This window comes from Amycolatopsis sp. M39, from assembly GCF_001651785.1.
Classification (GTDB): Bacteria; Actinomycetota; Actinomycetes; order Mycobacteriales; family Pseudonocardiaceae; genus Amycolatopsis; species Amycolatopsis rubida.
Window position 1 is genome coordinate 356182 of the sequence record NZ_LWSF01000001.1, and the last position, 13349, is coordinate 369530.

Below are 13349 nucleotides of genomic sequence, written 5' to 3' on the forward strand. Positions count from 1 at the left end.
CGGTCAGCTGCCCGGCGGCGTCCACGGACCCGCCGGAAGCCCGACCTGGCGGAGGACGTCGGCGAGGTTGTAGTAGTCGGTGACCTGCTGGATCCGCTCGCCCCGGAGGTCGATCAGCGTGCTGGCCGGCACACGGAACGACTTGCCGGTGGCGGGCCGGGTCTTGTCGAACGCTCCGGTGTCGGTGCCGGAGAATGTCCAGCGCACCGCGACGCGATCGCCGGAGCGGAACGCGTCCCGCACGTCCACGTGCGCGTCGCGGATGCTTCTCTCGGTGATGTTGACCCAGTTCTCGACCCCTTGCCGCCCGCTCATCGCGACCTGGAACGCGTTGTCCCGGTAGGTGCCGTCGTTGGTGAACAGCGAGGCCATCTCGGCGGCGTCGCCGGCGTTCCAGGCCTCCGCCCACGCCTTGACGACGTGCGGAATCCGGGAGCTGGCCTGCGCGGTGCTGACCGCGCTGCCCGCGACCAGCGCAGCCGCGATTCCGCTCACAACGATCTTCTTCATGGCCTTTCCTCCTCAAGTTCGACTTACAGCTGTAACCATATGGCCATAACCTAACATGTGTAAACCCATATCGCTAACGGTTGTAAGCTTGCGGGCGTGAACGCAGCAGAAGGACGCTCCCGGAACCGCCGCGGCGAAGGCTCCCGGTTGCGGGAGGAGATCGTGCGAGCAGCGGCCGAGATCCTCGACGAAGGCGGCAGCGAAGACGCGGTCACCCTGCGCGCGGTCGCCCGGCGGATCGGCATCGCGGCCCCGTCGATCTACCGGCACTTCACCGATCGCGACCAGATCCTGCTGGCCGTGGTGCGGGAAGCGTTCGCCGAACTGAAGGGGCGGATCGAGGCGGAACTGGCCGAGATGGACGAGCCGGACGCGCGGCTGCGCTCGGTGTGCACGACGTACCTCGACTTCGCCCTCGAACGCCCGAAGCGCTACCGCATCCTGTTCGGCGGCGTATGGAACGCCGCGCGGGCCGCGGAGAACCCGGAAATGACCCCGGCGGCGGAGCAGATCGGACAGGACGTCTTCGCCCTGCTGGCACAAGCGGTCCAGGACTGCGCGGACGCTGGCCTCTCACGCAGCACCTCCGCGTTCTCCGACGCGACTGCGCTGTGGGCCGGACTCCACGGCCTAGCCGAACTCCGCCCGGCGGCCCCGATGTTCCCCTGGCCGGACGGGGTTTTGGCGGTGCTGGTGGACCGGCTCGCGTTGCTGGACTGAGCCTCTGCCGTGGCGAGCTGGTGCCCCAATGCCGCTTTGGGTGTGTGGGATGCACTGGATACCGCTTTGGGTGCGTGGGATGCGCCCAAAGCCGGATTGGGGTTTCCCGGTAGCTGTGGTGCGCGGCCTCGCTGCGGTGATGCGCAGCACCGCAGCGAGGCTTTCTCCGCTCCCGCTCCCGCTCCCGCTCCCGCTCCCGCTGGCGTCTGTGAGGGGAACCCTGCGGGAATCAGATTCCCNNNNCGAGGGCAGCTTCTCGCCCGCCTCGCGGCTGCGCCCGCAGGGGCTGCCGCGGCGGACTGGCGCGCGGTGGCGAGGTCCGTGTAGGGCTCCTTGAAGGAATCAGATTCCCTCAAGCAGCCCTACACAGACCTCCGCGGAGAGAGGACCCGCCGCCGCGCCTCGTGGGTTGGTGCTTCGCGGCACCTGGCGACCACTGCCGCGAACCCCACCGCACGCTGCGCAACCGAGAAGCCCGCATTGAGGCCGCCTGAACCAAACCCCGCGCTCGCAGGTGTCCCGCTGATCGGGAGCAACTCCCACAATCCGGTCCCAGCGGCCAAACGGTCCAACCTCCAGGCAAAACACCGCCGCGTCGTTAGCATTCCGTGACCAAACCCGGACCCGGCGTATCGAGTGGGTCAGTTTCTACCCGGGTCACCGGATTAATTGGGCACACTCACTCATTCGGGTTAACAACTTCGCTATCTTGGACCCCGTGGTGCACGTAAAGTCACGTTCCGCTCAGCGGGCGAGCCTTCGGCTGGGTGCCCTGGCGGCTGCCACGGTCCTGGGGGCCGGGCTCGCCGGGGCTTACGTCGGCCTGCACCGGACGGCGGAGGCCGAGACTGCCAAGCCGGTGTCGAACGTCGCTGTCGCGCGCAGTGCCGGCGGCAACGCGGGCAACGCCAGCAGCACGGTCAGCGGCGGCGCGGGCAACACCGGCAAGTCCTCCGCGCGGCCGCCCGGGCTGCCCGATCACCCGACCCCGTTCAGCGTCAAACTGTCCTCAAAGGACATTCCGGAGAAGGGCGGCGGCGTGCGCACCGGCGGGTGCAGCGGTTCGCTGATCGCCCCGCAATGGATCGTCACCGCCGGCCACTGTTTTCACGACCTCGACGGCACGCGCGTCAGCGGCAAGCCCGGCTACACGATGACCGCCGCGATCGGGAAGCTCACCGATTCCGATCCGCGCGGGCACGTGCTGACGGTCGTGGACACGCGCCAGTCCGCGGTCAACGACCTCGCGCTGGCCAAACTGTCCGAGCCGGTCACCGACATCGAACCGCTCGCGCTGCCGGACGGTCCGCCCGATCCCGGCCAGCACACGACGTTCGTCGGCTGGGGTTCGCTGTCCTCGAAGGTCGTCGTGCAGACCGACCACATCAAACGCGGCGACTTCCAGGTCGACCAGGTGCGCAAGAACGAGATCACCCTCGAACCGCTGAAGAAGCGCACCGTCGAGAACAGCCCATGCCCGGACGACTCGGGCTCGCCGTTCTTCGTGCCGGTCAAGGGCAAGAACACGCTGATCGCGGTCGAGAACTTCGGCCCCGACTGTCCGCAGCCCGGCATCGAAACCGCGGCGCGCGTGGACCAGCTCGTCTCGTGGATCCGGGGCGAGATCGGGTCGTGAGTGGCGATCCCGGTTAGCACCGGGATAAACACGCACGACCTCACCGGGGCAACAACGCCGCCAATTCCCGTGCGGCAGCACGCAAAGCGGGCACGAACTCCGCTAGCTGAGCAACCGTCAGCCGATAAGCCGGTGCGGCGGTGGACAACGCGGCGATCGCAGTTCCGTCCGGGGTCCGGATCGGAACGCCGACCGCGCGGATGCCTTCCTCGTGCTCCTCGTCGGCGATCGCGAAACCGCGTTCGCGCACCGCCGCGATCTCCGCCGCGAAAGCCTCTCGCCCGGTGATCGTGCGCGGGCCCAGCGCGGGCAGCTCAAGCGAAGCGACGAGCTCTTCCCGGTTCGCCGCGAACGCGACCAGGCATTTGCCCATCGAAGTGCAGTGCAACGGCCCGCGCGCGCCCGGTTCGCCCCGGATCTGCAGCCGCTGCGACCCCTGCACCGAGTGCACGTAAACCTGGTTGTGCCCGTCCAGCACGGCCAGCAGTGTCGGTTCGCCGGTCTCCGCGGACAGCTTCTGCATCACCGGCAGCGCGACGCCGGCGAACCCGCGCGCCTGCGACACCGACTGGCCAAGCTCGAACAGCCGCAGCCCCAGCGAATACCGCTTCGACACCGGGTCATTGCGCGCGAATCCCTCGCTCTGCAAGGAACTGAGCAGCCGATGCGTGGTGCTCACCGGATACCCGGCGGCGCGCGCGAGTTCGGACAGCGACACGCCCTCGGGGTAGCCGCCGAGCAGGGACAGCACCCGCAAAGCCTTGCCCACCATGTCCGCCATCGGACCCCCTTGACGTCCCGGGCGCGGCAACGCACACTGCCTCTCACCGTATTGCGGAATAGCTTTCCATATTACGGAAAGCTCGTCAAGGACTTGGGTCAGCGGCGACAGGAGTACCGGATGAACACCGTCGAGCAGGCGGGCGCGCTCGGGAGGCAGCGCTGGCTGCGGCTGATCCCGATCGTCTTCGTCACCTACAGCCTCGCCTACCTCGACCGGTCGAACTTCTCGATCGCGACCGCGGGCGGCATGGCCGAGGAACTGCACCTCACGCGCACGACGTCCGGCCTGATCGCCGCGTCCTTCTTCCTCGGCTACTTCCTGCTGCAGGTCCCGGGCGTGCTCTACGCCGACCGTCGCAGCGTGCGCAGCCTGATCTTCTGGTCGGTGCTCGCGTGGGGCGTCCTGGCGACCGCGCAGGGCCTGCTCAGTTCGGTGCCGGTGCTGATCGTGGTCCGGTTCCTGCTCGGCGCGGTGGAAGCGGCGGTGCTGCCCGCGCTCGTCGTGCTGCTCGCACGGTGGTTCACGAAGGCTGAACGCGGCCGTGCCAACGCTTTTCTGATCCTGGGCAATCCGGTCACGGTGATGTGGCTGTCGGCGGCGTCCGGTTATCTGATCGAGGCGACGTCCTGGCGCGGCATGTTCATCATCGAGGGAATTCCAGCGCTGATCTGGGCTTTCGTGTTCCGCGCGCAGGTCCGCGACCGGCCTGCCGACACTCCGTGGCTCGACCCGGCCGATCGCGACGCGGTCGAAAGCGCGATCGCCGCGGAACAGGCGCGGTTGCCGGAACCGGCTGAGCGTCCGGTGCGGGAAGTGTTGCGGTCCAAGGCGGTTCTGCTGCTGGCGGCGCAGTATCTGTTATGGAGCATCGGGGTGTACGGTTTCGTGTTCTGGCTGCCGTCGATCGTCAAGGCGGGTTCGTCGGCTGGAATCGGCGCGACCGGTTTGCTGTCGGCGATCCCGTACGCGTTCGCCGTGGTGGCGATGCTGATCAACTCGCGCGGCTCGGACCGGTCCGGGGCGCGGCGGCGGTTCGTATGGCCGTGGCTGCTCGCCGGCGCGGTCGCGTTCTACGGTTCGTACCTCTTGGGCAAGCAGCACTTCTGGTGGGCGTTCGTGCTGCTGGCGATCGCCGCGGTGGCCTTGTACGCGCCGTACGGTCCGTTCTTCGCGATGATTTCCGAACTCCTGCCGCAGCGGACCGCCGGGGTGGCGGTAGCCGTGGTCAACGCCGCCGGCGCGCTCGGCGGGTTCCTCGGGACCTACCTGGTCGGCTGGCTCGAATCCGCCACCGGCAGCACGGCTGCCGCGTTCCTGATGCTGGCGGGGACAATGGCCGCAGCCGCGGTGCTGGTGCTCGCGGTTCCGGTGAAGACGAAGGAAAGGCGAGCATGACCGCGCGTGTACTGGTGCCCTGGTCCGACATTTCCGTTCCGGCCGAACTGAACGCGGTCGGGTGGGACGGCCGCGGCGCCCCGCCGGACGGCCTCGACGACGTCGAGTTCTACGTCCTGCCCTACGACCAAGGCCCGGCGGCGGCGAAGCTCATCCCGGAACTGCCGTCACTGCGCGCGGTCCAGACGCTTTCCGCCGGCTACGACAATCTGCTGCCGCTCGTCCCGTCCGGGGTGCAGCTGGCGAACGGCCGGGGCCTGCACGATCTCAGTGTCGCCGAGCACGCGCTCGCGCTCATCCTTGCCGCGCAACGGTATTTCCCGCGTTGGTTCGCGCAGCAGCAGGCCGGTTCGTGGAACCGGGTGCACACGCGCTCGCTCGCCGACTGCCGCGTCCTGCTGGTCGGCTACGGCTCGATCGGCCGCGCCATCGAGCGGTACCTGGAGGCTGGCGAGGCCGAGGTGGTCCGGGTCGCCAGCACCGCTCGCCCCGGCGTGCACGGCATCGCCGAACTGCCGGAGCTCCTGCCGACCGCGGACATCGTGGTGCTGGTCCTGCCCGACACCCCGCAGACGCGCGGCCTCTTCGGCACCGCGGAACTGGCTCTGCTGCCGGACACGGCGCTGGTGGTGAACGTCGGCCGCGGCACCGCCGTGGACACCGGCGCGCTCACCGCAGAGGTCTCCGCCGGTCGCCTGCGCGCCGCGCTCGACGTCGTCGACCCGGAGCCGCTGCCCGCCGACCATCCCCTGTGGACCCTTGACGGAGCGATCATCACCCCGCACATCGCCGGCGGTTCGGACTCGTTCTACCCGCGCGCGAAGCGGCTGGCCGAACGGCAGCTCGCGCACTACGCGAAGGGCGAGCCGCTGGAGAACCTGGTCAACTGAGCACGGCCGCGATGGCGGGCTGGTAGGCGGTGACCTGGCCGGGCGTCCAGTGCCCGGCCAGGTCGTGCGTGACGATCCGGTAGACGAGCGCGCGGATCAGCAGCTGCCGCCATTCCGGCAGCTGCGCCCAGCGGCCGATCAGGCCGGGGGTCGCGTCGTACCAGCACAACGCGTCGGCGACCGCCACCGCGGCGGCCCAAGCCTGGGGACGCCAGTAGACCGCCCAGTCGATCACTGCGGGCGGCTGTCCCGGCGCGAACAGGACGTTGCCGGGAAGATCGCCGTGCACCGCCTGCGCGGCCGACTCGACCGGACGGCGCGCATCGAGCAACGGGCGGAGGAGGCTGTGCGCGGTCTCCGAGCCTTCGGGCGGCAGTTCCGCCCAGGCGATCCGGTCTCCGATGGCCCACGGATCGGTACGGAAATCGAGGAAGCCCGGACGCGGCAGCCGGGCGATCGCCTGATGGAACGCGATCCCGGCCCGGATCACGTCGTCGGGCCGGGAAGTGTCCGGGCGGCCGGTGACCAGTCGGCTCGCCTCCCAGCCGAGCGACGGCTGTCCGGCGGATGTCCTGTTCCCGGCAATCCATTCCCCGTCGCGAGCCCGCAGCGGACGCGCGATCCGGAACTCCGCCGACTCCGCCACCTCGGCGAGCGCTGCCGCCCGCCACCGCGTTTCCGGAGCGAACTCCACCGGTTTCAGCACGATGTCCCCGGCGCGCCAGGTGCCGCCTTTCCCGCCTTCCAGCCGGACCGGGACCTCGGCACAGCCGAACGCGGCCAGCACGTCCGCCGGAGGTTGCTTGTGCACCGTTCCGTGCCCTTTCTCTCGGGTTTCCGCAGCTCCTTGCATATTTACCCAGAGCAACGCAAGGGGAAGAACGACTCCGACTGGTGGTACTAAAGCGCCTTCAGGGGACCACTCACGGTGCGCATGTGAGCCCTGTGTATGCTTCGCCATCGCTTGACTGGGTGGATTCTTCACCCGAATTGGTGGCCGTCGTGGTCGGGGAGATGTGGTCTCACGCGGTCCGTCGTTCGTGTTCGGGACTGGATGGGAGAAAGCATGCACGGCAGGTCAATTCTGGTCCGGGGAGGGGCTGCGGTGGCGTCCGCGGCAGCGGCGCTCATGATCGCCGCGCCGGTCGCCCTCGCGGACGACAACGCCCCCTCGGCGCGCAGCGGCGCGGCCTCGGGCACCTTGGAACGCGGCGGTGCGTCGGGCTTCGACGTCAACATCGCCGGCAAGGGCAAGGTCCAGACGACGCTGTTCAACCTGAAGCTGTCCGACGGCGCCGTCTCGAAGATGTACTGCGTGCAGATCGAGGTCAATGCGCGGTTCGGCGAGACCATGGTCGAACACGGCTGGAACGACTACCCCGACGCGAAGTCGCCGTTCCGCAAGAACAACAAGAACATCAACTGGGTGCTGCACCACAGCTACCCGTCCGAGGACGTCGCGTCCCTCGAGAAGACGCTGACCGACAAGGGTGCCAAGCTCCACGACGGTCTGTCCACGAAGGAAGCGCTGACCGCGACCCAGGCCGCGGTGTGGCACTACAGCGACGCGAAGGACCTCGACGAGAAGAACCCGCTGGGCAACGGCTCCGCGGACGAGGCGGCCGACGTTCTCGCGCTGTACAACTACCTGACCGGTGACGCCAACACCGGCGTCGAGGAGACGAAGCCGGCGCTGAGCATCACTCCGGCCAAGGCGACCGGCGAAGCGGGCACGAAGATCGGCCCGTTCACCGTCGCGACCACCGGCAGCGTCACCGACTTCACGAGCAAGCTCCCCGAGGGCGTGAAGGTCGTCGGCGAGAACGGCGAGGAGATCAAGTCCTCGGCGATCAAGAACGGCACGAAGCTGTTCCTGGACGTCCCGAAGGACGCGAAGCCCGGCACTGCCGAACTCGCGATCAAGGCCGCGGGCGACGTCAACACCGGTCGTCTGTTCGTGGCCAAGAACTACGACGACAACCCGGCGCAGTCGCTGATCGTGGCGCAGTCGCAGAAGAGCGGCGTCCAGGCCGCCGCGACCGGCACCTGGACCGAAACGGGCCCGGTCACCACCGCGCCCGCGACGACCGCCCCCGCGGCCGGCGGCAACAACTCGGGCCAGACCCCGCTGGCGAACACCGGCGTGAACGCCGCCCTGCCCATCGGCATCGGCGCAGCCCTGGTGATCGCGGGCGGCGCGATGATCCTGGTGGTTCGCCGCCGTCGCAGCAACGCCTGATCTAACGCATAACCCTGCTTCAGCAACGGGCCGGTCCTCTGCGGACCGGCCCGTTTTGCGTCCCCGCCCCGCCCTCCGCTAGGTACGTGAGGGCCACCCCGCACGACCAGTAACGGGTCCGTGCCGGGGCCCTTCACGGACAGCTGGCCCCCCCACGGGAAACCGCAGCCGGTGCACCCAGTGAACGGCGCACCCACACCACCCCCCCGCACCCCGATACGAAGCCAAAATGCGGTTTGAGGGTGCTTGTCAAGGCATCTTTCCCGCCTTGACAAGCACCCTCAAACCGCATTTTGGCTTNTGAGGGTGCTTGTCAAGGCATCTTTCCCGCCTTGACAAGCACCCTCAAACCGTCAGCACAATCAAGCTTCGGGGTGCCCCGCCGCACGACCGACCCGCGATGTGCGAAGCACGAGCCGGGTCAGTTCACACAAGTAACCCCATCAGCAGTAATCTCCGGCACACTCCCGGTGCCCTCAGCATTCCCAGCAGGAGGCTCCATCACCGCCGGAGCCGAAGCTGGATGCACCCCGGAATCATCCGAATACTTCTGCCCCAAATAAACCCGGAAATGATCCTTGTCCAAAGAACTGTCCGAAGCCACCGCAACCCCGCCCAGTTTCGTGGCAATAGCCTCAGCCTGGCTACGCTGCCCCCGACCGTAATAAACAGTAGAAGTCCGCCGAGTGGCACTGTTCGCCACGGATCCCCGCTGGTACCCGGCAGCAGCAAGCTTGTCCGCCACCCGATTGGCCAACCCGTCCGCCCCGGACGAGTTGCGCACATCCACCACATAGGACGCCAACGCGGGATCCCCAGCAGCCGAAGACGGCGGCGCGGAAGACGGCGGAGCGGAGGTCGCGGCCCCGGTCTGTTCCCGTACGAACTTTTGCACCTGCTGAGGATCCACCTGCACCGCATCGCCGTCATTGGGCGTCTTCAACGTAATGCTGACCACCGGCACGGTAACGAAGTTGATGCTCCCGGCGCTCATCCCGTGCAGCTGCTGAGCAAACCCGAGCAAATCCCAGTTGGTATCAACAACGACAGCCTTCTTGACCGACCCGATCAACGCATCCAACTTGCCTGGGTCGGTAAGCGTCCCAGCGGAAAGAATAGTCTTGGCCATACTGGCCATGAAAACTTGCTGCCGCTTGATCCGATCCAGGTCCCCATTAGGCAACCCATGCCGCTGCCGAACAAACTGCAACGCCTGTGCCCCGGCAACATTCTGCGGTCCGGCCGCAAAATTCGCCCCAGAGTAGGAATCCCGAACCGGAGCCTTAAGGCAAACCGGAACCCCGCCAACGGCCTGGCTAACGTAGTAGAACCCAGCCAGATTAACCGCGGCATAATGCGTAATGGTCAACCCCGTCAGCTGTTGAACGGTCTCAATCGCCGTCTTGGCCCCAGCCTGAGCCGAGTCTGTCTCCAGTGGGGCCCCGGACTCCCCCTGAGCCTTCAGCTCGTTCTTCCGGGCAGTCTGCCCATAGGTGTAAGCCGAGTTGATCTTGTGCTTCCCGAACTTCCCGGCAAGCTGGACATACGAGTCACGCGGGATCGAGATGGCCGTGGCGTTTCCGCCGCCTGCCGGGATGTGCACGACGATCATCGTGTCCGTCGTGTCGCCGCCGTCCTCGGCACCGCCCGCGTGCAGTTGGTCGAGCACATCCTCGGGCAGCGGATTGCCCTCCGCGTCGGTGCGCGTGTCGAGGCCGACCATCAGGATGTTCTGCTCGTCCATCGGCGAGTTCGAACCGGAGCCGATCACATCGGACCTGGTCAGGCCGTCGGTGATCTGGTTCAGCTTCGACCACGCGAACGCGGTGCCGCCGAGGACCAGCAGCGAAACTACGGCCAGGAGCACCTGGGCGACGCGGAGCGCGCTGGAAGTCTTGCGACGCATCGGGGTTCCTCTTCCTGCCACATCCGGTGGTCGAAAGACCCACGGTAGCGGGCGTCTCACCTGGACGGGTTGCCGCTTCCCCCAAATTGCGGAGAGGGTGCCCGGAATGCCGGACCGAGGGTGCATCTCCGCGGGCGGCCCGGCCGCGACTCTGATTCTACAGCGATGTAGTTTTACTACAAACATGTAGAGGTAGAAAGAGGTGCCCGATGGCCCGCGTGGTGATCGTGTCCGCCCGGATCGGAGCGGGACACGACGGTGCCGCCAGGGAGCTGGACCGGTGGTTTTCCGGCCGCGGCGCGCACGTCGTCAGAGCCGATTTCCTGGATCTGCTGCCGGGAAGACTCGGCGAGCTGCTCTGCGGCGCCTACCGCCAGCAGCTGAACACGGTCCCGCGCAGCTGGGACTGGCTGCTCAGCGCACTGGGCACCCCCGCGCTGGCTGGTGCCGCCCGCCGGTTCGCCGGCCTCGCCACGCCCCGGCTGCGCGAACTGCTGGGGGAGGACACTGATGTCGTCGTGTCGACCTATCCGCTCGCCACGCTCGCGGTCGCCCGGCTGCGGCGGTCGCACGAACTGACCGCGCCGCTGGTCGTCTACCTCACCGACCCGTCGGTGCACCGGCTGTGCGTGAGCCCGGACGCGACGCTCACCGTCGCTCCCAACGAAACCGCCGCCCGCCAAGCCCAAGTGCTCGGAGCCGATCGCACGCTCGTCTCGCGCCCGCTGGTCGCGCCCGCCTTCCGGCCCGCGGCCGGAATCGCCGAACGGCTGCGGCTCCGGCTCGCCTTCGGCCTTCCGCACGACGGCCCGCTCGCGTTGATCGTGGCCGGATCCTGGGGCGTCGGCCAAATCGGACAGACCGCCGGCGACCTTCTCGCGACCGGACTCATCGAGCCGGTCGTAGTGTGCGGGCGCAACGAAGCGCTGGCGGAAAAACTGCGGAAAACCGGACACCGGCACGTATTCGGCTGGGTCGACCGGATGCCGGAACTGATGCGCGCGTGCGACGTCGTGGTGCAGAACGCGGGCGGGTTGACGACGTCGGAGGCGCTCGCGACCGGCCTTCCCGTGCTGACCTACCGTTGCCTGCCCGGCCACGGCCGAGCCAACGCCGCCGTGCTGCACAATGACGGCATCGTCCCGTGGGTCCGTTCGCCGAGCGAGCTGGCCGAGGCACTGGAGTGGTTGCTGCCCCGACCGGTCAAGGCGGTCGGATGATCGGCGGTCTCGCCGCGGCGGCCCTTGTGCACGGAGCACCAGCCGCGTTCTTCGTACCGCAGCTGAGAACGCCCCGGCTTGCCGGACGAGGCGAGTTTGGCCACGTGGCGTTGACCTTCGACGACGGCCCGAAACCGGAGTCAACGCCGCGATTCCTGCGAGTGCTCGAAAAACTGGACGTCCGTGCGACCTTCTTCGTGCTAGGCCGGGAACTGGCCGCCGCGCCGGAACTAGGCCAGGAGATCGCCGCGGCCGGGCACGAGATCGCAGTGCACGGCTGGGATCACCGCTGCTTCCTGCGCCGCTCGCCGAAGGCCCTTCACGACGAACTGGCGCACACCGTCGACCTGATCGAACTCGTCACCGGCACGCGACCACAGTGGCTGCGCGCGCCGTACGGAGTGTTTAGCGCGAGTGCCTTGGTCTCGGCACGAATGCTCGGACTTCAGCCCGTTTTATGGAGTACCTGGGGATTCGACTGGACCAGTCGCGCCACTCCGCGCTCAGTCGTGCGCACCGTGTGCCGAAAACTGACCGGCGGCGGCACGATTCTGCTGCACGACTCCGACGTCGCCGCCGCGCCGGGAGCGTGGCGATCAGCGCTCGGCGCAGTCCCGGTGCTGGTGTCGGAATGCCGGGAGCGCGGACTCGCCGTGGGTCCCCTGCGCGAGCACGCAAGCGGCGTGCTGCGCGGTCTCGAGTCCGGAGTGGAGATCGGTCGCCGCGTCGAGCGTGCTGGCCGCTGACCAGGTGCATGCGCCGAGCACGACCGCCACCGCCACGGCCGCCAACGGATTCCGCCGCGAACCGGACGGCGGGGCGGAAAGCAGTGCACGCACGCGTTGCGGCACCGGTCCGCCGGTCGCGGCAAGCGCGAGCGACGGCTGGGACCGGCTGGCCAGTGCGGCCTTCGCGACCGCCGTGGCCACCAGTTTCCGGTCGCCGAGGCGGTCCGCGGCCGCTTCGTCCGCCCAGCGTTCGAGTGCGAACCGGGCCGCCGAGCCGAGCGGTCGTAGCACCGGGTTGACCGTGGTCGCGACCGTCACGATCGCGGCGAAAACGTGGTGCCGCAGCCGCAGATGTGCGCGTTCATGCGCAAGCAGTGCGCGGCGTTCCTGGGGTTCCAGCACCGCGAGCATCCCGCTGGACACCGCGATCCGGCCGCCGCCTCCAGCCACCGCGAACGCGACCGGTTCCGCACCCGGCAGCAGAACGAAGCCAGCCTCGCGGGTGTGCGTGTTCAGCTCGGCGTGCACCTTCCGGTGCCAACGTGCGTGCCGCATCGCCGCCCGCGTCAACGCGACAGCGGTGACGACGAGCGCGACCCCGCTGACGATCGCCAGCGGCAGGTTCACCGCGTCGGCTCCGTGGAACGCGATCGCGGAGAAATCGCCCAGCTCGCCGACAAACGGCAACTGCGCGAGACCCGCCGCCGCGAGGACCGCGAGCGTCGCCGTGCTGCCGACGGCGAGCACCAGCGCGGAACCGGCGAGCAGCCAGCTGCCGAGCCGCGGCGGCAATCGGGGTGCGATCCAGCGCGCCACCGGCCAGGACGCCAGCGGCAGCAGCAGCGGAGCGAGCAGGTCGGGGTTCACGGTCAGCCGCCGTTCTGGCGCAGCAGGTCGCGCAGCACGGCCTCGTCCGATTCGGACAGGTTCGACACGAATTTCGCCAGCACGCTGGACCGGTCCGCTTCGGCGTCGAGCACCTTGCTCATCCGGCGGGCGGCGAGCCCGGGTTCGTCGTCGGCGGCGCGGTAGGTGAACGAGCGGCCCTGCTTCTCCCGGGTTGCCACGCCCTTCTCGAACAGCCGGGACAGGATCGTGACGACGGTGGTGTAGGCCAGCCCGCCGCCGATCCGCTCCTGCACGCCGGCGGCCGACATCGGCTCGTCGGATTCCCACAGCACCGCGAGCACCTCGGCCTCCAGCTCGCCGGGAGCCCGCCGGGCACTCTCGCCCCGTCCGTTGCGCATGCCCCAAATTCTACCTGCTTGTCGAAGCAGTTCAGTCAGCTACTACGTTCATGTAGAATTTCGACAGTTATGTA

12 protein-coding genes and 1 pseudogene are annotated in these 13349 nt (G+C 68.4%); 7 read left to right on the forward strand and 6 right to left on the reverse strand.

Annotated features, from left to right (window positions below):
• Positions 1–3: 3 nt before the first annotated feature.
• Complete coding sequence (locus tag A4R44_RS01785; RefSeq protein ID WP_067575759.1) at positions 4–510, reverse strand: SgcJ/EcaC family oxidoreductase; 507 nt, start codon at positions 508–510, stop codon at positions 4–6.
• Positions 511–606: 96 nt separating this feature from the next.
• Here A4R44_RS01785 and A4R44_RS01790 point away from each other — a divergent pair, with 96 nt between their 5' ends.
• Complete coding sequence (locus A4R44_RS01790; RefSeq protein WP_067575761.1) at positions 607–1230, forward strand: TetR/AcrR family transcriptional regulator; 624 nt, start codon at positions 607–609, stop codon at positions 1228–1230.
• Positions 1231–1948: 718 nt separating this feature from the next.
• Positions 1949–2866: a trypsin-like serine protease gene (locus A4R44_RS01795; protein ID WP_232791461.1), complete on the forward strand. Its 918-nt coding sequence runs from the start codon at positions 1949–1951 to the stop codon at positions 2864–2866.
• A 40-nt stretch (positions 2867–2906) separates the two neighbouring features.
• On the opposite strand, the gene A4R44_RS01800 is transcribed toward A4R44_RS01795, so the two are convergent.
• Positions 2907–3647 carry an IclR family transcriptional regulator gene (locus A4R44_RS01800; protein WP_067575763.1) on the reverse strand — a complete coding sequence of 247 codons (741 nt, stop codon included), beginning with the start codon at positions 3645–3647 and terminating at the stop codon, positions 2907–2909.
• A 120-nt stretch (positions 3648–3767) separates the two neighbouring features.
• On the opposite strand from A4R44_RS01800, the gene A4R44_RS01805 reads away from it, so the two are divergent.
• Complete coding sequence (locus A4R44_RS01805) at positions 3768–5045, forward strand: MFS transporter (RefSeq protein ID WP_067575765.1); 1278 nt, start codon at positions 3768–3770, stop codon at positions 5043–5045.
• Positions 5042–5935: a 2-hydroxyacid dehydrogenase gene (locus tag A4R44_RS01810; protein ID WP_067575766.1), complete on the forward strand. Its 894-nt coding sequence runs from the start codon at positions 5042–5044 to the stop codon at positions 5933–5935. Before A4R44_RS01805 ends, A4R44_RS01810 begins: the two co-directional genes overlap by 4 nt.
• Here A4R44_RS01810 and A4R44_RS01815 read toward each other — a convergent pair.
• On the reverse strand, positions 5928–6746 hold the full coding sequence (locus A4R44_RS01815) for a TIGR02569 family protein (protein ID WP_067575768.1): 819 nt from the start codon (positions 6744–6746) through the stop codon (positions 5928–5930). The genes A4R44_RS01810 and A4R44_RS01815 overlap by 8 nt on opposite strands.
• Before the next feature lie 294 nt (positions 6747–7040).
• Between A4R44_RS01815 and A4R44_RS01820 the strand changes: the two genes are divergently transcribed.
• Positions 7041–8174 (forward strand): thioester domain-containing protein, encoded by a 1134-nt coding sequence (locus A4R44_RS01820; RefSeq protein WP_232791462.1) that lies wholly within the window; start codon positions 7041–7043, stop codon positions 8172–8174.
• Positions 8175–8595: 421 nt separating this feature from the next.
• Here the strand turns inward: A4R44_RS01820 and A4R44_RS01825 are convergent, their stop codons facing one another.
• Complete coding sequence (locus A4R44_RS01825) at positions 8596–10080, reverse strand: LCP family protein (RefSeq protein WP_067575772.1); 1485 nt, start codon at positions 10078–10080, stop codon at positions 8596–8598.
• A 209-nt stretch (positions 10081–10289) separates the two neighbouring features.
• Between A4R44_RS01825 and A4R44_RS01830 the strand changes: the two genes are divergently transcribed.
• Both A4R44_RS01830 and A4R44_RS48750 read left to right on the forward strand, forming a co-directional pair.
• Positions 10290–11300, forward strand: coding sequence for a glycosyltransferase (locus tag A4R44_RS01830; RefSeq protein ID WP_067575774.1), 1011 nt, complete (start codon positions 10290–10292; stop codon positions 11298–11300).
• Positions 11297–11740, forward strand: a pseudogene (locus tag A4R44_RS48750) (polysaccharide deacetylase family protein); the annotation flags it as partial. The gene A4R44_RS01830 and the pseudogene A4R44_RS48750, both read left to right, overlap by 4 nt.
• A gap of 156 nt (positions 11741–11896) precedes the next feature.
• Here the strand turns inward: A4R44_RS48750 and A4R44_RS01835 are convergent.
• Both A4R44_RS01835 and A4R44_RS01840 read right to left on the reverse strand, forming a co-directional pair.
• Positions 11897–12895 carry a M56 family metallopeptidase gene (locus tag A4R44_RS01835; RefSeq protein WP_067575776.1) on the reverse strand — a complete coding sequence of 333 codons (999 nt, stop codon included), beginning with the start codon at positions 12893–12895 and terminating at the stop codon, positions 11897–11899.
• 2 nt (positions 12896–12897) lie between these two features.
• Entirely contained in the window at positions 12898–13275 is a 378-nt protein-coding gene (locus A4R44_RS01840; RefSeq protein ID WP_043828018.1) for a BlaI/MecI/CopY family transcriptional regulator, read from the reverse strand.
• Positions 13276–13349 lie beyond the last annotated feature (74 nt).